Source organism: Bacillus sp. EKM501B (assembly GCF_011800505.1).
Taxonomy (GTDB): domain Bacteria; phylum Bacillota; class Bacilli; order Bacillales; family Bacillaceae_G; genus Bacillus_A; species Bacillus_A cereus.
Genome location: NZ_JAALFZ010000011.1, coordinates 18,437 through 36,055, shown reverse-complemented (window position 1 = coordinate 36,055; position 17,619 = coordinate 18,437). Strand labels below are relative to the sequence as shown.

Below are 17,619 nucleotides of genomic sequence, written 5' to 3'. Positions count from 1 at the left end.
CTTGAGACGAATCATCTTGTTTAGCACTTTGTTGCCTATCTTGAGAGGAATCATCCTGTTTAGCGCTTTGTTGCTTATCCTGAAACGAATCACCTTGTTTAGCACTTTGTTGCCTATCTTGAGAGGAATCATCCTGTTTAGCGTTTTGTTGCTTATCCTGAGAAGGGTCATTTTGTTTAGCACTTTGCTGCTTATCTTGAGAGGAATCATCCTGTTTAGCGTTTTGTTGCTTATCCTGAGAAGGGTCATCTTGTTTAGCACTTTGCTGCTTATCCTGAGAGGAATCCTCTTGTTTAGTGTTTTGTTGCTTATCCTGAGACGAATCACCTTGTTTAGCGTTTTGTTGCTTATCCTGAGAGGAATCCTCTTGTTTAGCACTTTGTTGCTTATTCTGAGAAGAATCTTTTTGCTCGTTATTTTTACCTTTATTATGTTTCATACTTCTAGTCTGTTCTTTGTTATCATCCTCTTGATTGTTAGAATGCTGCTCCTGATTATCTGTTTCGTTTGCTTCTGGTTTATTTGATTTTTTTTTCTTACGTAACCAATTCCAAATCATATGTACGCCCTCTTTAATCTTGTAATATAGTGCTATTTTGTGGCTAATTTTGTATATTATTCATTTATTTATGAAAAGAAGAAGGAGATTAGTTTGCATAGAAAAAAAACTTTAGTAAGCAGTTCATACTATAACGGGGAGAGGGAGAGTCTGTGCAAATTGTAAAAAAGGAGAAGTTTGTTTTAAAAGGGTTTACGTTTGAAAATGGCAGAGAAATTCCTGTTCAAATGGGATACGAGACATATGGCACTTTAAATAGAGAAAGGTCAAATGTGATTTTGGTTTGTCATTATTTTAGTGCAACAAGTCATGCGGCAGGAAAATATACAGTGCATGATGAGGAGTCTGGTTGGTGGGATGGGCTAATTGGACCTGGAAAAGCAATTGATACAAATAAGTATTTTGTTATATGTACGGATAATCTTTGTAATGTGCAGGTGAGGAATCCATATGTAATTACAACAGGACCGAAATTAATTAATCCAGAAACTGGAGAAGAATATGCTATGGATTTTCCGATTTTTACATTTCTTGATGTAGCTTGTGTGCAATATGAGTTAATAAAAGGTATGGGAATTTCAAGGTTACACGCTGTAATCGGACCGTCGGCGGGGGGGATGATTGCACAACAATGGGCGGTTCACTATCCACATATGGTAGAGCGGATGATTGGCGTTATTACGAACCCACAAAATCCAATTATTACGTCAGTAAACGTAGCGCAAAATGCGATTGAAGCAATTCAACTGGATCCAAGTTGGAAAGAGGGGAAATATGGAGAACAGCAGCCGATAAAGGGGCTTCATTTAGCAAATAGAATGATGTTTATGAACGCGTTTGATGAGCATTTTTATGAAATGGCATTTCCTCGTAATAGTATAGAGATAGAACCTTATGAAAAGTTTGCTACACTAACATCATTTGAAAAAGAAATAAATAAAGCGACATATAGAAGTATGGAGTTAGTAGATGCAAATTCATGGATATATACTGCGAAGGCAGTTTTATTGCATGATATTGCACATGGGTTTTCTTCACTAGAAGAATCTCTTTCTAACATAGAAGCGAATGTACTTATGATTCCGTGTAAACAAGATTTGCTTCAGCCGTCTCGTTATAATTATAAAATGGTTGATATTTTGCAAAAACAAGGAAAATATGCGGAAGTATATGAGATAGAAAGTATAAATGGGCATATGGCAGGAGCATTGGATATTCATTTATTCGAAAAGAAAGTTTATGAATTTTTGAATCGGAAAGTATCTAGTTTTGTGTAGAAGGAAAATGATGGGGAAAAGGTGCAGTGTTTGAAGTAGGCACCTTTTTTCACATGATTTGTAGACGGAAAATATATGTAGCAATTGCTATACCGAAAAACGCTATGCTAAGCAATAGAAATAAGAATGACATTTCTTGTGGCGATTTTATCTTTTTATTATTTTTCATACTAAGTACAATAATTGCAGCGAGTAAGAACACAATGCCTATAATGAAAAGAAAAAGCGTCATTTTAATCGACTCCTTTCATAAAACAAGTATATTGAGGATACAATGTGCTAGTTATGTTTGTAAAGAATAAGTTTTACGAGAAAATTGAGAAATAGCTTTTCGATTCTTTGCGTTCTTTCTTTTGCATGCTAAAATTGGTAGAGAATGTTTGTGAAAAAGAAACTAAAGGTTTTATTGTATATAAGGAGGAACTACATATGACAGAAGTTAAAACAATTACTACAGAAGAGGTGCAAGAGCGTTTAGAAAATGGAGAAACGTTATTTTTAGTAGATGTAAGAGAAGATGAAGAAGTAGCGGCAGGAAAGATTCCAGAAGCTGTACATATTAAAATGGGCGATATCCCACATAAAGTAGATTTCTTTAATAAAGAGAATGAATATATCTTTATTTGTCGTTCAGGAATGCGCAGTGAAAATGTATGTCATTATTTAAATGAACAAGGGTTTAAAACAGTGAACATGGTTGGCGGTATGCTTCAATATGAAGGTGAAACGAAATAGTTAATTGAAAAAAACTTGAAACGAGTCTGTTTCAAGTTTTTTTCTTTTGCATACAGTATAAAAAAGGAGGAGGGGTAAATGGGGATTAATTTGCGTAAAGTAAAAATTATTAATAATACAGGAGCTGTTAATGTCGGTGACTGTTATGATCTCTCACCTTTAGCTGTAGCAAAAGTATATGCAGGTGCTGGAGGATCAAGTGCGGCTATTTTTTTAAATGGAAAAAGGCAGCCAGAAGCGGTCATTAGAACATCAGTATTTCTTCCGCCTTTGGCAACGAGTACACGTACGTTAGGTTCATAGAGGAAAGGTAGAGTGTAATTATGCCTGCTCATATAAAAGAGTTTGTTATTGTGAATAACACTGGAAATATATTTACCGGTGATAATTTGAGTGACACTTCATTTACTGCTTCGAAATCATATAGTGGTTCAATGGGGTGTACTTGGATTGATGTTGTTACAGTAATAGGGACGGAGACGAAGCTTTGTTTACAGCCGGGAGATTCGGTGACGACGACGTATACAAGGGGCACTCCTGCTGGTACTGTAACAGGAGCAAATATGGGGCAAAATGTAAATACATCGAGTATAGCGCAAGCTGTCCCTAATACAGATAATATGGATTCAATTGCAGGACTCCCTTAAGAAATTAAGGGAGTTTTTATTATTTAAAATAAAAATAGTCTTGGAAATTATTTTTGTAAATAGATTAAGAAGAGGCTTATTTATTATGAAAAAGATGGTTTGTAGGTGGTGAAAGTGTGAAGAATCGTGATAATAATCGGAAGCAAAATTCGTTAAGCTCTAATTTTAGAATTCCACCCGAACTTATTGGGCCTACTTTCCCCCCTGTTCCAACTGGGTTTACAGGTATAGGGATTACTGGTCCAACCGGTCCACAAGGCCCAACAGGACCTCAAGGACCAAGAGGATTACAAGGTCCGATGGGGGAGATGGGCCCGACAGGACCTCAAGGTGTGCAAGGGATACAAGGATCAGTTGGGCCAATAGGTGCAACTGGACCAGAAGGACAGCAGGGCCCACAAGGATTGAGAGGACCACAAGGAGAAACTGGAGCGACAGGACCTCAAGGGGTGCAAGGGTTACAAGGTCCGATTGGTCCAACGGGAGCGACTGGGGCACAAGGTATACAAGGGATACAGGGATTACAGGGGCCAATTGGAGCGACGGGACCTGAGGGACCTCAAGGAATACAAGGCGTCCAAGGGTTACCGGGTGTAACTGGTCCACAAGGAATACAAGGAGCACAAGGGATACAAGGAACACAAGGACCGAGTGGAAATACAGGTGCAACCGGAGCAACTGGTCAGGGGATAACAGGCCCGACTGGAATAACAGGTCCAACTGGGATAACTGGACCATCTGGAGGACCTCCTGGTCCGACGGGGCCGACTGGTGCGACAGGTCCGGGCGGTGGACCGAGTGGAAGTACAGGTGCGACTGGAGCAACTGGGAATACTGGAGCTACAGGAAGTACAGGGGTAACAGGAGCAACGGGAAGTACAGGTCCGACTGGAAGCACGGGAGCACAGGGCTTGCAAGGAATCCAAGGGATTCAAGGGCCAATTGGGCCAACAGGTCCAGAAGGTCCGCAGGGTATTCAAGGTATTCCTGGTCCGACGGGAGTAACTGGTGAACAAGGAATACAAGGAGTTCAAGGTATTCAAGGGGCAACGGGAGCAACAGGAGATCAAGGTCCACAAGGTATACAGGGGGCTATAGGGCCTCAAGGGGCAACAGGGGCAACAGGAGATCAAGGTCCACAAGGAATACAAGGAGTACCAGGGCCATCAGGAGCAACAGGGCCACAGGGAGTTCAAGGGATACAAGGTCCGATGGGTGATATAGGACCAACAGGTCCAGAAGGCCCAGAGGGACTTCAGGGGCCGCAAGGAATTCAAGGTGTGCCAGGTCCAGTTGGAGCGACGGGTCCAGAGGGTCCTCAGGGGATACAAGGTATTCAAGGACCGGTAGGAGCAACAGGTCCACAAGGTCCACAAGGAATACAGGGAATACAAGGTGTGCAAGGGATAACGGGAACAACTGGAGTACAAGGAGCAACTGGAATTCAAGGGATACAAGGGGAAATAGGAGCAACGGGTCCAGAGGGTCCCCAAGGAGTGCAAGGTGCTCAAGGGGAGATTGGTCCAACAGGTCCGATGGGTCCCCAAGGTGTGCAAGGAGTACAAGGAATTCAAGGAGCGACGGGCGCACAAGGAGTGCAAGGTCCACAGGGAATTCAAGGAATCCAAGGTCCGACGGGGGCAACAGGAGATACGGGAGCAACTGGGGCGACAGGGGAAGGCACTACAGGTCCAACAGGAGTAACCGGTCCAATAGGGGTAACAGGACCATCTGGAGGACCAGCAGGACCGACCGGCCCAACGGGGCCATCAGGTCCGGCGGGAGTAACAGGTCCATCTGGTGGACCACCTGGCCCGACAGGAGTAACCGGGGCGACAGGAGTAACAGGAGATACTGGGGCGACAGGCTCAACTGGAGTGACAGGAGCGACAGGAGAAACGGGAGCAACCGGAGTGACGGGTTTGCAAGGTCCGCAAGGAATCCAAGGTGTGCAGGGAGAGATAGGTCCGACGGGTCCCCAAGGTGTTCAAGGTCCCCAAGGAATTCAAGGAGTAACGGGGGCCACTGGAGATCAAGGTCCGCAAGGGATTCAAGGCCCACAAGGCGACATAGGTCCAACCGGCCCACAAGGAATTCAAGGCCCACAAGGTTCTCAAGGAATCCAAGGAGCGACAGGGGGAACAGGAGCACAAGGTCCACAGGGAATCCAAGGTCCGCAAGGTGACATAGGTCCGACTGGGCCACAAGGTCCAACTGGAATCCAAGGGATACAAGGAGAAATAGGTCCAACAGGTCCAGAAGGCCCAGAAGGACTTCAGGGCCCGCAAGGAATACAAGGTGTTCAAGGGCCAGTTGGAGCAACGGGTCCAGAGGGTCCTCAGGGGATACAAGGCATTCAAGGACCGGTAGGAGCAACAGGCCCACAAGGTCCACAAGGAATACAGGGAATCCAAGGTGTGCAAGGGATAACGGGAGCAACTGGAGCACAAGGAGCAACTGGAATTCAAGGGATACAAGGGGAAATAGGAGCAACCGGTCCAGAGGGCCCCCAAGGAGTGCAAGGTATACAAGGGGTGATTGGTCCAACCGGTCCGATGGGGACACAGGGAGTGCAAGGAATTCAAGGGATTCAAGGAGCAACAGGTGCACAAGGAGTGCAAGGCCCACAAGGAATTCAAGGGATACAAGGTCCGACGGGAGCAACAGGAGATACGGGGGCAACCGGAGCGACGGGAGAAGGAACTACCGGTCCAACAGGAGTAACCGGTCCAACAGGGGTGACTGGTCCGTCAGGAGGACCAGCAGGACCGACCGGCCCAACGGGGCCATCAGGTCCGACAGGAGTGACAGGTCCATCAGGTGGACCACCTGGCCCGACAGGAGCAACAGGTGCGACAGGAGTAACAGGAGATACCGGGGCGACAGGCTCAACTGGAGTGACAGGAGCGACAGGAGCAACGGGAGCAACCGGAGTGACGGGTTTACAGGGCCCGCAAGGAATCCAAGGTGTTCAAGGAGAGATAGGTCCAACCGGTCCACAGGGTATTCAAGGTCCTCAAGGAATCCAAGGAGTAACGGGGGCAACCGGAGCACAAGGTCCCCAAGGAATTCAAGGCCCACAAGGCGACATAGGTCCAACCGGCCCGCAAGGAATTCAAGGTCCACAAGGTCCTCAAGGAATCCAAGGAGCGACAGGAGCAACAGGAGCACAAGGCCCACAGGGAATCCAAGGTCCACAAGGTGACATAGGTCCGACCGGCCCACAAGGCCCGCAAGGAATTCAAGGCCCGCAAGGAATTCAAGGTCCAACGGGAGCTACAGGAGCAACCGGAGCGACAGGTCCACAAGGGATTCAAGGTCCACAAGGAATTCAAGGCCCGCAAGGAATTCAAGGTCCAACGGGAGCTACAGGAGCAACCGGAGCGACAGGTCCCCAAGGAATTCAAGGCCCACAAGGAATTCAAGGCCCGCAAGGAATTCAAGGTCCAACGGGAGCTACAGGAGCAACCGGAGCGACAGGTCTCCAAGGAATTCAAGGCCCACAAGGAATTCAAGGCCCGCAAGGAATCCAAGGTCCAACGGGGGCTACAGGAGCAACCGGTTCACAAGGCCCAACTGGAGATACAGGTCCAACCGGAGCTGGAGCCACTGGAGCGACCGGGGCGACTGGAGTTAGTACAACTGCAACATATGCATTTGCGAATAATACATCAGGAACCGCTATTTCTGTTTTATTAGGTGGCACGAATGTACCATTACCGAACAATCAAAATATTGGTCCAGGAATTACTGTTAGTGGAGGAAATACTGTATTTACAGTTGCGAATGCAGGGAATTATTATATAGCTTATACAATTAATCTAACGGCAGGATTACTTGTAAGTTCTCGTATAACTGTAAATGGCAGTCCGCTTGCGGGAACGATAAATGCTCCGACAGTTGCTACTGGTTCATTTAGTGCAACAATAATTGCTAACTTGCCTGCTGGAGCTGCTGTTAGCTTACAGTTATTTGGAGTAGTTGCAATAGCTACATTATCTACAGCAACGCCAGGGGCTACCCTGACTATTATTAGATTAAGTTAATAAGCAGAGAACCTTGAAGCTTTTATGTTTCAAGGTTTTTTTATCTTTGTATTTGTAAGTAAACCTCGTTAACCAGGGGGAGTGAATCCCCTCTAATTATTTAAAGTTTCACTTTATTCACTTGAGCAAAAACATCGCAGTTCGAAAATATATTATAATAGAATGAAAAGAAAGAAATTTGGCAGAAAGGGAGGGTGGCGATGCAGGAGATGGTTAAAGATTTTTTTGGACGCCCACTTCAAGATTTACGTATATCTGTCATTGATCGTTGCAATTTTAGATGTACATATTGTATGCCAGCGGAAATATTTGGGCCAGAATATGCTTTTTTGAAAGACGAGTTTTTACTAACTTTTGATGAAATTGAGCGTTTGGCAAAATTATTTGTTAGCATCGGTGTACGGAAAATTAGACTTACTGGCGGTGAGCCACTGCTTCGTAAAGATTTAACAAAACTTATTGCACGTCTTGTGAAAATTGATGGGCTAATAGATATAGGGTTAACGACAAATGCTATTCATTTAACGAAACAAGCGAAGGCATTAAAAGAAGCTGGATTACATAGAGTGAATGTTAGTTTAGATGCGATAGATGATGACATATTTAAGAATATTAATGGTCGAAATATTAATACGAAACCGGTAATTAAGGGAATTATAGCAGCTAAAGAGGCGGGCTTGGAAGTAAAGGTAAATATGGTTGTGAAAAAAGGGATGAACGATCATCAAGTACTACCGATGGCTGCGTATTTTAAAGAGCAAGGAATCACGCTTCGGTTTATTGAGTTTATGGATGTTGGTAGTACAAATGGGTGGAATTTTGATCAAGTCGTTACAAAACGAGAATTGATTGAGATGATTCATAAGGTGTATCCGCTTGAGCCAGCTGAAGCGCATTACTTTGGTGAAGTTGCGAAGCGATATCGGTACGTTGGAACAAATGTTGAAGTTGGTTTTATTACATCTGTTTCTGAGTCATTTTGTGTCTCTTGTACGAGGGCGAGAATTTCGGCAGATGGAAAGTTTTATACGTGCTTATTTGCGACAGAGGGTTTGGATGTAAGAGAACTTCTTAGAGGAAATCTTTCGGATGAGGAGTTATTAAGTGTTATACAAGATGTATGGATGAATAGAAAAGATAGGTATTCGGATGAACGAACAGAAGAAAGTGCAAAAAATCGTCCGAAAATCGAAATGTCTTATATAGGAGGATAAGAAAGGGGGGTATCGTATGCAGGAGCGATATTCAAGACAAATATTATTTTCTGGTGTTGGAGAAGAAGGACAGAGAAAAATAAGAGAGAAGCATGTGCTTATTATTGGTGCTGGTGCTCTCGGTGCGGCAAATGCAGAAGCGATTGTTAGAGCGGGTGTTGGAAAAGTAACGATTGCTGATCGTGATTATGTAGAATGGAGTAATTTACAAAGACAACAACTATATACAGAAGAAGATGCAAAGCAGTATAAACCGAAGGCGGTAGCGGCAGCAGAGCATTTAAGAGCGATTAATTCTGAAGTGGAAATAAATCCGGTTGTGACAGATGTAACGGTGCAAGAAATGGAAGAATTAGTGAATGATGTAGATTTAATATTAGATGCGACAGATAATTTTGAAACGCGTCTTCTCATTAATGATATTTCACAAAAGTATAATATTCCGTGGATATATGGTGGGTGCGTTGGAAGCTACGGAGTAACGTATACAATTTTACCAGGGAAAACACCGTGTTTTCGCTGTTTAATGGAGCATCCGGCGAGCGGAGCAACATGTGACACAGCTGGTATTATACAACCGGCAGTACAATTAGTAGTTGCGCATCAAACTACGGAAGCGCTGAAAATATTAGTAGAAGACTACGGAGCGCTTCGTGAAACGATGTTATCATTTGATCTTTGGAATAATCAACAGATGGCATTTAAAGTGAATAGGCAGAAAAAAGATACTTGTTTATCTTGCGGAAGGTTACGTACATATCCGAGTTTAACATTTGAAGCACAAACGAAAACAGAAGTGTTATGTGGGCGAAATACAGTGCAAATTCGTCCAGGTGTGCGGAAGAATTTTAATTTGGAAGAAATTAAAAAGCGCTTACAAAGAAGCGTAGAGATAAAGGCGACACCTTATTTATTGTCGTTTCCGGTAGAAGAATATCGTTTTGTTTTATTTACAGATGGCAGAGCTTTCATTCATGGGACGAATGATATAAATGTAGCGAAAAGTTTATATGCAAGATATATAGGTTGAACCTAAAGGGGATCCTTTAGGTTCAACGGAGAAAGGATTATGAATTTCTCGTATAATCTCCACTTTTTCCGCCTGTTTTTTCAAGTAAGTAGGTTTCGCCGATAATCATACCTTTATCGACAGCTTTACACATATCATACACAGTAAGAGCGGTAGCCGAAGCAGCTGTTAAAGCTTCCATTTCAACACCGGTGCTACCTTCTGTTTTAACTTTTACTTCAATGAGTAAACGATATTGTTCTTCTGATTGTTTCCAATCGAAAGAAACGTCAACACCTTTTAATAGTAAAGGATGGCACATTGGGATAATATCAGAAGTTCGTTTCGCAGCCATAATGCCTGCGATTTGCGCAACTGCTAATACGTCACCTTTCCCAATTTCATTGTGAGAGATTTTATCGTAAATTTCTTTCGTAACGACAATGCTAGAGCACGCAATTGCTGTTCGAACGGTTGCTTTTTTGTCACTTATATCAACCATCTTCGCGCGTCCTTGGTCATTAAAGTGTGTAAATGAAGACATGGAATTCCTCCTTGAAGTAATTTCTATTGAATATATAAAGTTTAATCGAGATAAAAAAAATTGCAAATATGAGGTGAGAAACGATGGTAGAAAAACGAATTCCAATTCAAGTTGCTGAGGCAGTAGAACGGGTAATGAAATATGCAAAGCATGGTGAAGTAGAAGAAATTTCTATTACGGAAAGTTACGGGAGAATTCTCGGGGAAGATGTTGTCTCAGATCATGACGTTCCTCATTTTGATCGTTCCCCTTACGATGGTTTCGCCATTCGAGCAGAAGATACGAAAGAAGCAACTCAAGAGAATCCAGTTGAATTTGAAGTAATAGGAGAAATCGGGGCAGGTTCTGTTTTTACAGAAGAAGTAGGATCTTTTCAGGTGGTTCGTATTATGACAGGAGCAGCTATTCCACAAGATTGCAATGCAGTCGTAATGCTAGAGCTGACAGAAGGGTTTGAGAAGAACGGGAAAACATATATGAAGTTAAAACGCCCTTTTAATAACGGTGACAATGTGTCGTTTAAAGGAGAAGATATAAAACAAAATCAAGTTCTCGTTCAGAAAGGCGTTGCAATTAATCCAGGTGTTGCCGCCTTATTAGCAACGTTTGGATATAGCACTGTGAAAGTTGTAAAACAGCCTGTTGTCGGTATTGTAACGACAGGAAGTGAATTATTAGAAGTACATGAGCCGTTAGAACCGGGGAAAATTAGAAATAGTAACTCGTATATGATCGCAGCTCAAATTATGAAAGCTGGCGGGAAAGTTCGTTATTATGGTCAACTCGCGGATGAGTTAGATGCATGTTTTACAGCTGTTCAATCAGCGGTGGATGAGGTCGACATTTTAATTACAACAGGCGGTGTATCAGTAGGAGATTATGACTACTTACCAGCTATTTATGAAAGGTTACAGGCAAATGTACTCTTTAATAAGATAGCCATGAGGCCCGGAAGTGTAACGACAGTAGCTGAAGTTGATGGAAAGTTACTCTTTGGTTTATCAGGAAATCCGTCTGCTTGTTATGTAGGCTTTGAATTATTTGTGCATCCAATTATAAAAACGTATTTGTATGCGAAGGAACCTCACGTATATAGAGCGGATGCTATTTTACAAAAAGATTTTCCAAAGCCAAATCCATTTACTCGTTTCGTAAGAGCGAACGTAACAATTGTGGACGGGGCGTTACAAGCGATGCCAGTTGGTTTAGATAAATCGAGTGCGGTATCTTCACTTGCAGATGCGAATGCTTTTATCGTGTTACCTGGAGGAACGAGAGGATTTGAGACCGGAATGAAAGTATCCGTATTATTGTTAGAGCACTCTGAGGGATGTGATTGGCCATGGGCAAAGCCCCTTCAATCTTACAAATAGTAGGATATCAAAATAGCGGGAAAACAACACTTGTTGAGAAAGTGGTGCATGCATTAGCTGAACGAAAAATGAAAGTTGCTACAATTAAACATCACGGGCACGGAGGCTTTCCAGAAGTAGCGCAAAAAGATAGCGAAAGACACCGTAAAGCTGGTGCTGTCGTAAGTAGTGTAGAAGGTGCTGGATTGCTTTCACTTTCTTCACTAAGAAAGAAATGGTCCTTGCAAGAAATTATTCGCTTATATGAGTTTTTTGAAGTGGATACAATTTTAATAGAAGGCTATAAAAAAGAGAATTACTCGAAAGTAGTGTTACTTCGTTCTGCGGAAGACATTGAGCTTTTACATAAAGTAGAAAATATAGTGGCGGTTATTACGTGGTATGATGTTCCGGCAAATATACGAGAAGAATATAAAGTATTTCATGTAACAGAAGAAGAGTTGTACATAGACTGGTTTTTACAAACGGTTAGGAGTGCGAAATGATAAATACATATTATGAAGTAATTGATACAGAAATCTCAATTGAAGAAGTAACGAAGAAAGTAATTCGACGTGAATGCGGTGCTGTTACAACATTTATTGGAACGGTTAGAGAGTTTACGAAAGGGCGTCGTACATTATACTTAGAGTATGTTGCTTATAAGACGATGGCAGAAAAGATGCTAGAGAAAATTGGCTTGGAAGTGAAAGAGAAATGGCCAGGTACATATGTTGCGATTACACATCGCATCGGTACGTTGCAAATTTCTGATATAGCGGTTGTTGTTGCTGTTTCAACACCACACCGTAAAGCGGCTTATGAAGCGAACGAATATATTATGGAACGCATAAAACAAATTGTTCCGATTTGGAAAAAGGAGTTTTGGGAAGATGGTGACTCATGGATTGGTGATCAATTAGAAAAAACACCATATCCGGCGGGAGAGCCTGGGAAGGAGTTATAAGTATGATTAGAGTATTGTTATTTGCGCACTTACAAGAAGAAGCAGGGACAAGTGAATTACAAATAGAGAAAGAAAATATTACGGTTGCACAGTTAAAAGATGTTGTTGCGAACGAATATAATGTACCAGTTTCAGAGCCAATTATGGTTGCGATTAATGAAGAATACGCAAATGAAGATGACAGGGTCCAATCTGGTGATGTTGTTGCACTAATTCCACCAGTGAGCGGTGGTTAATATTGGATTTATTAAAACGACTTTCCTACATAGGGAAAGTCGTTTTTTTATGGCAGTTTTGAGAACACTAATCTATAGAACAAGGAGGGAACTATGAAAAAAATATGTGTCGTTATCACAATGCTATGTGTGGCCTTTTTCTCTTCTCCAAGCGATTCTTTCGCGAAAGAATCAAGAGAACAGCTTTTAGAGAGTGCATTATCAAATAGGTACTATTCAGTTATTAGACAAGTGACAGAAGATCAATATGAATGTGCTTCAGTTATAGATATAAAGCGTCTCGGCAAGAAAGATGAATTTGTTCCTAGATACGAATTGAAGCTACAATTTCTTACATTTCAAGGAGCGCATAATCCGCCGAACGATAAAGTTACGCTTACTTTGGAAGATCATTTAGATCACGTAAAGATAAAGAAAGTGGAGCGAGAAAAGAATGTTTCTGACGCTATTGCAGAAAAAGTTTGTGAACGGGAAAAAGAAAAAATAAAAGCTCACTCTAACGACTTAGAGTGATAATCTATGGCATTTAGTAAAGAAAGGTAATGAGTGATGGATATATTTTTAGCGATTTTACCAGCTATATTTTGGGGAAGTATTGTGCTATTTAACGTAAAACTGGGCGGGGGCCCGTATAGTCAAACGCTCGGAACAACATTTGGAGCACTTATTTTTTCAATTGTTGTTTATATTTTTATGAAGCCAGTATTAACACCTACCGTTATCGGAGTTGGAGTTGTGTCAGGTTTATTTTGGGCGCTTGGTCAGGCGAATCAATTGAAAAGTATTGATTTAATGGGTGTTTCGAGGACGATGCCAATTTCAACAGGACTTCAATTAGTCGCGACGACTTTATTTGGCGTTATCGTATTTCATGAATGGTCCACGACAATATCGGTCGTTCTTGGGGTTTTAGCGCTCGTTTGTATTATTATCGGTGTTATTTTAACATCGCTTCAAAGTGAAGAAGAAAAGAATGCAGAGCAAGCAGCAAACTTTAAAAGAGGTATCGTAATTTTATTAATTTCAACAGTCGGTTATTTAGTTTACGTAGTAGTAATTAGGTTATTTAACGTAGATGGCTGGTCGGCTTTGTTGCCACAAGCAGTTGGTATGGTGTTAGGTGGGATTTTGCTTACCTTTAAACATCATCCATTTAATAAATATGCAATTCGCAATATTATTCCAGGATTAATTTGGGCAGCTGGAAATATGTTTTTATTCATTTCACAGCCGCGTGTTGGAGTCGCAACAAGTTTCTCGCTATCGCAAATGGGAATTATTATTTCCACGCTTGGTGGGATCCTTATATTAGGTGAAAAGAAAACGAAACGTCAATTAACGGGTATCGTTGTCGGTATCGTTTTTATTATCGCAGCCGGAATTATGTTAGGTATAGCCAAAAGTTAAAGGAGGTATGGAAATGTATAGTGATTTAGCAGGGAAAGTTGTCGTTATTACAGGATCAGCAACTGGTCTCGGAAGAGCGATGGGAGTGAGGTTTGCTAAGGAAAAAGCGAAAGTGGTTATTAATTATCGCTCACGAGAATCAGAAGCGAATGATGTGTTAGAAGAAATTAAAAAGGTAGGCGGCGAAGCGATTGCTGTAAAAGGTGATGTAACCGTCGAATCAGATGTTGTGAATCTCATTCAATCTGCTGTGAAAGAGTTTGGTACGCTTGACGTTATGATTAATAATGCAGGGATAGAAAACGCGGTACCGTCGCATGAAATGCCGCTTGAAGATTGGAATAGGGTAATTAATACAAATTTAACAGGTGCTTTTTTAGGAAGTCGTGAAGCGATTAAATATTTTGTAGAACATGATATTAAAGGGTCTGTCATTAATATGTCTAGTGTTCATGAGAAAATTCCGTGGCCACTATTTGTGCACTATGCAGCAAGTAAGGGTGGCATTAAACTGATGACAGAAACGCTAGCGTTAGAATATGCGCCAAAAGGTATTCGAGTAAATAATATTGGGCCAGGTGCAATTAATACGCCAATTAATGCCGAAAAGTTTGCTGATCCTAAAAAACGTGCTGACGTAGAAAGTATGATACCTATGGGCTATATTGGAAAACCTGAAGAAATCGCAGCAGTAGCAACTTGGCTTGCTTCATCAGAGGCGAGTTACGTAACTGGAATTACGTTATTTGCAGATGGTGGAATGACTTTATACCCATCGTTTCAAGCTGGGCGTGGGTAATATGAAAAGGACAAAGAGTTTTATCTCTTTGTCCTTTTTTACAAAAAAAATAGCGTTCGGCTATTTTAAAATTAATGATTAATTGTATCTTGAAGAAATTCTGTTGCTTGATGTTCAGTAACATTTTGTACGAGCGCGACTTCGCTGATCATCATTTTTCGTGCATTATCTAGCATTTGTTTTTCGCTCGCATTTAATGTTCTCTCTTTATTACGGCGAAGTAAATCCCGAACCACTTCTGCGCTATCTTGTAAATTGCCATTTTTCATTTTTTCCATATTCATTGTATATCTTTGTTTCCATGAGAGTGATGGGTCTGACTCCCCGTTTTGAAATTCAAGAAGTATATCATCTAACGTACCTCGATCAACGATATAACGAATACCTGATTTTTTTAATTGTTCCATCGGAAGCATTACTTGCATATCTTTACTAATGATGCGTATCACACAATATTGACGTGAAGTACCTAATATTTCTTTCTCTTCAATTGCTTCGATAATTCCTGCACCGTGCATTGGATAAACGATTTTATCACCAATTTGAAACAAATCATCCACCTCCATATGTGGTAACCACTTTTAATGATAGCATACGCATGTAAAAATGTCAAATTTTATATAATAACATAACATTTATATTAGAGTCAATAAGGTGAAGTGCTTTTTTTTATGTTTTTTTTGAACTTATTTATCCCGCATTAACGGGCAATAAGACCCCCACCTCAAAATTCAGCGAAAGCAAAGAAGTTAGATGGGGGGGCGGGCTGATAATCAGTGGAGGATGAATAAACCCCTCCGCTGATTAAAGTTTCACTTTATAGTGATTTTTTTAGAAAAATAGTACAGGTGAGAAAGAAGGCATATCCACTTATTTTTAAGCATAAAATGTAAAAGCGCTAATACAATATACCTAAATCCGTTCTTTGCAAAGGAGGGAGAGAAGGTGGGGCGCACAATAAAAATTGATATTACAAATAAAGTTGTAGCTAAATTTAGACCAAATTATTTGGAATTATATACGAGTAAATTTATGATAGGTAAGTTTTATGTCTATACTGAAGATAAAAAATATGTGTTAGAAGACGGATATATATATGAGAATGGAAAGTTTTATCGCATCATAGATACGCACCGTGGCAATAATCAAGCGGCGGAGGGCTGCGATCTAGGATGGTGTTAACATGATTCGTGTGAAAGTTTTTGATGAAAGTCACGAAAAAGACTTAGAAGACGCTGTGAATGTGTTTTTGAAAAAGATTGATGATAGCAACTTTGTAGATATTAAGTATCAAGTTGGTGTTTCCATTAACGACGATGAAAACCAAATTTATTGTTTTTCAGCAATGATCGTTTATAAAGCATAAAAAAGAGCTGGCTCACCCAGCTCTTTTTTATGTTTTATGTTGGGACAACATGTGTCGGTAATACGTTCATAATAGATTGGGGTGTGCCTAATTTCTTTGTCGTTAAAAGAGGCTCCCCTGTTTCATGATTTTGGGCATCTTTACACATACCAAGGTGATAACGATCACCTAAAAATGGATCAATATAAAAACCGTTTTTGAATACTTTATCATTCGGATGTTTTTCATGATGAATATCAGAGCAGTTAATGCAATAGAACATAGCTTTCATCCCCTTTTTATTTTTGTTTGAAAAAAGTGAGTCGGTAGTCATTTCGCTCCTGAGGAAATGTTGAGGAGAAGAGAAATAACTACCTACTCAAATGGTGGGCATATTCCTTCTGATTTGTCATATCTCGCGTATTGTCCCTTGAGGGAAGGAGGAGAGACGAAGTACGCATGATATAAGTAAGGCGCTTCTCTCAAGATAAATGATGGAGTTTCATGTTGAGAGAAGTTTTTATTTTGTATTGCCTTTGTGAGTATATTATGAGGAAATGCTAAGAGGGTGTTTGTCCTGTTGAAAAAATGTTGAGAATTTCTCAACAGTAAAAGAATTAGCGTTGACATGAAACTAAAAGGTGTTATATTATCGAAGTATAACCAAAAGGTGTTATGTTATAACGCCGAGTAAAGGAGAATGAAAATGGAACAACAAAATACATTAAATGATATTAAACAAACAATCGTTTTTAACGCGTCTATTCAAAAGGTATGGAGTGTAGTATCAACTGCAGAAGGGATTGCGTCATGGTTTATGCCAAATGATTTTGTATTAGAGGTAGGACATGAATTTCATGTGCAATCACCATTTGGGCCATCACCATGTAAAGTGTTAGAAATTGATGAGCCAAACCATTTATCTTTCTCATGGGATACAGATGGCTGGGTTGTTTCATTTAATTTGAAAGACTTAGGAGATAACAAAACAGAATTTACGTTAATTCACGGCGGCTGGAAACATCCTGATGAAATTCTTCCGAAAGCAAATGCGAAGAGCTCTATTATTCGCGATAGAATGAGCGGTGGTTGGGTAGCAATTGTAAATGAAAAACTGAAAAAGGTTGTCGAAGGCTAAGTGTCCTCGTCAGCAGCGAAATATGATGTATTTCAAGCAATTGCTGATCCAACCCGCCGAGAAGTAATACGGTTATTAAGTGACAAAGAGTTACCGATTTCCAAAATAACGGATCATTTTCCGATGAGTCGTACTGCGGTTGTAAAGCACCTTCATATTCTTTCGGAAGCGAATTTAGTAAGTGGAAGAAAAAGTGGAAGAGAGAAGATATATCGTTTGCATCCAGAACCATTAGAAGAATTACAACAGTGGCTCTCATATTATGAACGTTTTTGGGATAATAAATTATCCATGCTGAAACATATTGTGGAGAATGAAGAATAAAAAAAGGATGACCAAAATGG

At 40.9% G+C, this 17,619-nt stretch carries 22 protein-coding genes and 1 pseudogene; 18 read left to right on the top strand and 5 right to left on the bottom strand.

Features of this window, described 5'->3' with window-relative positions; genetic code table 11:
- Positions 1-559: pseudogene (locus HFD78_RS29560) on the bottom strand (spore germination protein); the annotation flags it as partial.
- Between the two features lie 152 nt (positions 560-711).
- Here HFD78_RS29560 and HFD78_RS19310 point away from each other — a divergent pair.
- Entirely contained in the window at positions 712-1,836 is a 1,125-nt protein-coding gene (locus HFD78_RS19310; RefSeq protein WP_098219751.1) for a homoserine O-acetyltransferase family protein, read from the top strand.
- Between the two features lie 49 nt (positions 1,837-1,885).
- Here the strand turns inward: HFD78_RS19310 and HFD78_RS19305 are convergent, their stop codons facing one another.
- A complete protein-coding gene (locus HFD78_RS19305; protein WP_000171881.1) occupies positions 1,886-2,068 on the bottom strand; it encodes a hypothetical protein in 183 nt (60 codons plus the stop codon).
- 197 nt (positions 2,069-2,265) lie between these two features.
- On the opposite strand from HFD78_RS19305, the gene HFD78_RS19300 reads away from it, so the two are divergent.
- The 6 genes from HFD78_RS19300 to HFD78_RS19275 all read left to right on the top strand — a co-directional run bounded on the left by HFD78_RS19300 (position 2,266) and on the right by HFD78_RS19275 (position 9,508).
- Entirely contained in the window at positions 2,266-2,571 is a 306-nt protein-coding gene (locus tag HFD78_RS19300) for a rhodanese-like domain-containing protein (protein ID WP_000141207.1), read from the top strand.
- Positions 2,572-2,649: 78 nt separating this feature from the next.
- Entirely contained in the window at positions 2,650-2,874 is a 225-nt protein-coding gene (locus HFD78_RS19295) for a spore germination protein (protein WP_000512465.1), read from the top strand.
- 20 nt (positions 2,875-2,894) lie between these two features.
- On the top strand, positions 2,895-3,218 hold the full coding sequence (locus tag HFD78_RS19290; protein WP_001110848.1) for a hypothetical protein: 324 nt from the start codon (positions 2,895-2,897) through the stop codon (positions 3,216-3,218).
- Between the two features lie 116 nt (positions 3,219-3,334).
- Complete coding sequence (locus tag HFD78_RS19285) at positions 3,335-7,264, top strand: BclA-related collagen-like exosporium protein (RefSeq protein ID WP_098219748.1); 3,930 nt, start codon at positions 3,335-3,337, stop codon at positions 7,262-7,264.
- 200 nt (positions 7,265-7,464) lie between these two features.
- Positions 7,465-8,478 carry a GTP 3',8-cyclase MoaA gene (moaA, locus tag HFD78_RS19280; RefSeq protein WP_001157117.1) on the top strand — a complete coding sequence of 338 codons (1,014 nt, stop codon included), beginning with the start codon at positions 7,465-7,467 and terminating at the stop codon, positions 8,476-8,478.
- 16 nt (positions 8,479-8,494) lie between these two features.
- Entirely contained in the window at positions 8,495-9,508 is a 1,014-nt protein-coding gene (locus HFD78_RS19275) for a molybdopterin-synthase adenylyltransferase MoeB (protein ID WP_001158103.1), read from the top strand.
- A 37-nt stretch (positions 9,509-9,545) separates the two neighbouring features.
- Here HFD78_RS19275 and moaC read toward each other — a convergent pair whose 3' ends face one another.
- Positions 9,546-10,031, bottom strand: coding sequence for a cyclic pyranopterin monophosphate synthase MoaC (gene moaC, locus HFD78_RS19270; RefSeq protein WP_000094146.1), 486 nt, complete (start codon positions 10,029-10,031; stop codon positions 9,546-9,548).
- A gap of 83 nt (positions 10,032-10,114) precedes the next feature.
- Here moaC and moeA point away from each other — a divergent pair, with 83 nt between their 5' ends.
- The 7 genes from moeA (at position 10,115) to HFD78_RS19235 (ending at position 14,792) form a co-directional block, all read left to right on the top strand.
- Complete coding sequence (moeA, locus tag HFD78_RS19265; protein ID WP_000229698.1) at positions 10,115-11,404, top strand: molybdopterin molybdotransferase MoeA; 1,290 nt, start codon at positions 10,115-10,117, stop codon at positions 11,402-11,404.
- Positions 11,374-11,889, top strand: a complete 516-nt coding sequence (gene mobB / locus HFD78_RS19260; protein WP_325849245.1) for a molybdopterin-guanine dinucleotide biosynthesis protein B — start codon at positions 11,374-11,376, stop codon at positions 11,887-11,889. The genes moeA and mobB overlap by 31 nt, the downstream gene beginning before the upstream one ends.
- Positions 11,886-12,350 carry a molybdopterin synthase catalytic subunit MoaE gene (gene moaE / locus HFD78_RS19255; protein WP_000611226.1) on the top strand — a complete coding sequence of 155 codons (465 nt, stop codon included), beginning with the start codon at positions 11,886-11,888 and terminating at the stop codon, positions 12,348-12,350. The genes mobB and moaE overlap by 4 nt, the downstream gene beginning before the upstream one ends.
- 2 nt (positions 12,351-12,352) lie before the next feature.
- Positions 12,353-12,586 (top strand): molybdopterin converting factor subunit 1, encoded by a 234-nt coding sequence (moaD, locus tag HFD78_RS19250; RefSeq protein WP_000621778.1) that lies wholly within the window; start codon positions 12,353-12,355, stop codon positions 12,584-12,586.
- A gap of 93 nt (positions 12,587-12,679) precedes the next feature.
- On the top strand, positions 12,680-13,099 hold the full coding sequence (locus HFD78_RS19245; RefSeq protein WP_000717677.1) for a DUF3888 domain-containing protein: 420 nt from the start codon (positions 12,680-12,682) through the stop codon (positions 13,097-13,099).
- 36 nt (positions 13,100-13,135) lie between these two features.
- Positions 13,136-13,993 (top strand): glucose uptake protein GlcU, encoded by an 858-nt coding sequence (glcU, locus tag HFD78_RS19240; RefSeq protein WP_000350867.1) that lies wholly within the window; start codon positions 13,136-13,138, stop codon positions 13,991-13,993.
- 13 nt (positions 13,994-14,006) lie between these two features.
- Positions 14,007-14,792, top strand: a complete 786-nt coding sequence (locus HFD78_RS19235; protein ID WP_000286673.1) for a glucose 1-dehydrogenase — start codon at positions 14,007-14,009, stop codon at positions 14,790-14,792.
- A gap of 71 nt (positions 14,793-14,863) precedes the next feature.
- Here the strand turns inward: HFD78_RS19235 and HFD78_RS19230 are convergent, their stop codons facing one another.
- A complete protein-coding gene (locus HFD78_RS19230) occupies positions 14,864-15,358 on the bottom strand; it encodes a CarD family transcriptional regulator (RefSeq protein ID WP_000451446.1) in 495 nt (164 codons plus the stop codon).
- Positions 15,359-15,737: 379 nt separating this feature from the next.
- On the opposite strand from HFD78_RS19230, the gene HFD78_RS19225 reads away from it, so the two are divergent.
- Together HFD78_RS19225 and HFD78_RS19220 are read left to right on the top strand one after the other, a co-directional pair.
- On the top strand, positions 15,738-15,974 hold the full coding sequence (locus HFD78_RS19225) for a DUF2553 family protein (protein WP_000533804.1): 237 nt from the start codon (positions 15,738-15,740) through the stop codon (positions 15,972-15,974).
- Between the two features lies 1 nt (position 15,975).
- Complete coding sequence (locus HFD78_RS19220; protein ID WP_000621751.1) at positions 15,976-16,158, top strand: sporulation protein Cse60; 183 nt, start codon at positions 15,976-15,978, stop codon at positions 16,156-16,158.
- A 34-nt stretch (positions 16,159-16,192) separates the two neighbouring features.
- Here the strand turns inward: HFD78_RS19220 and HFD78_RS19215 are convergent, their stop codons facing one another.
- The gene (locus HFD78_RS19215; RefSeq protein WP_000498988.1) at positions 16,193-16,420 is read right to left on the bottom strand and encodes a DUF3973 domain-containing protein; all 228 of its coding nucleotides are present in this window, start codon (positions 16,418-16,420) and stop codon (positions 16,193-16,195) included.
- A 423-nt stretch (positions 16,421-16,843) separates the two neighbouring features.
- Between HFD78_RS19215 and HFD78_RS19210 the strand changes: the two genes are divergently transcribed.
- Together HFD78_RS19210 and HFD78_RS19205 are read left to right on the top strand one after the other, a co-directional pair.
- Positions 16,844-17,275 (top strand): SRPBCC family protein, encoded by a 432-nt coding sequence (locus HFD78_RS19210; protein WP_000437769.1) that lies wholly within the window; start codon positions 16,844-16,846, stop codon positions 17,273-17,275.
- Entirely contained in the window at positions 17,276-17,599 is a 324-nt protein-coding gene (locus HFD78_RS19205; RefSeq protein ID WP_000098837.1) for an ArsR/SmtB family transcription factor, read from the top strand.
- Positions 17,600-17,619 lie beyond the last annotated feature (20 nt).

Coding starts and splice junctions, on each gene's coding strand:
- HFD78_RS19210 (WP_000437769.1), top strand. CDS start 16,844: ATGGAACAACAAAATACATTAAATGATATTAAACAAACAATCGTTTTT.
- HFD78_RS19275 (WP_001158103.1), top strand. CDS start 8,495: ATGCAGGAGCGATATTCAAGACAAATATTATTTTCTGGTGTTGGAGAA.
- glcU (WP_000350867.1), top strand. CDS start 13,136: ATGGATATATTTTTAGCGATTTTACCAGCTATATTTTGGGGAAGTATT.
- moaD (WP_000621778.1), top strand. CDS start 12,353: ATGATTAGAGTATTGTTATTTGCGCACTTACAAGAAGAAGCAGGGACA.
- HFD78_RS19300 (WP_000141207.1), top strand. CDS start 2,266: ATGACAGAAGTTAAAACAATTACTACAGAAGAGGTGCAAGAGCGTTTA.
- HFD78_RS19295 (WP_000512465.1), top strand. CDS start 2,650: ATGGGGATTAATTTGCGTAAAGTAAAAATTATTAATAATACAGGAGCT.
- moaE (WP_000611226.1), top strand. CDS start 11,886: ATGATAAATACATATTATGAAGTAATTGATACAGAAATCTCAATTGAA.
- moeA (WP_000229698.1), top strand. CDS start 10,115: ATGGTAGAAAAACGAATTCCAATTCAAGTTGCTGAGGCAGTAGAACGG.
- HFD78_RS19230 (WP_000451446.1), bottom strand. CDS start 15,358: ATGGAGGTGGATGATTTGTTTCAAATTGGTGATAAAATCGTTTATCCA.
- HFD78_RS19215 (WP_000498988.1), bottom strand. CDS start 16,420: ATGTTCTATTGCATTAACTGCTCTGATATTCATCATGAAAAACATCCG.
- HFD78_RS19305 (WP_000171881.1), bottom strand. CDS start 2,068: ATGACGCTTTTTCTTTTCATTATAGGCATTGTGTTCTTACTCGCTGCA.
- HFD78_RS19245 (WP_000717677.1), top strand. CDS start 12,680: ATGAAAAAAATATGTGTCGTTATCACAATGCTATGTGTGGCCTTTTTC.
- HFD78_RS19220 (WP_000621751.1), top strand. CDS start 15,976: ATGATTCGTGTGAAAGTTTTTGATGAAAGTCACGAAAAAGACTTAGAA.
- moaC (WP_000094146.1), bottom strand. CDS start 10,031: ATGTCTTCATTTACACACTTTAATGACCAAGGACGCGCGAAGATGGTT.
- moaA (WP_001157117.1), top strand. CDS start 7,465: ATGCAGGAGATGGTTAAAGATTTTTTTGGACGCCCACTTCAAGATTTA.
- mobB (WP_325849245.1), top strand. CDS start 11,374: ATGGGCAAAGCCCCTTCAATCTTACAAATAGTAGGATATCAAAATAGC.
- HFD78_RS19235 (WP_000286673.1), top strand. CDS start 14,007: ATGTATAGTGATTTAGCAGGGAAAGTTGTCGTTATTACAGGATCAGCA.
- HFD78_RS19290 (WP_001110848.1), top strand. CDS start 2,895: ATGCCTGCTCATATAAAAGAGTTTGTTATTGTGAATAACACTGGAAAT.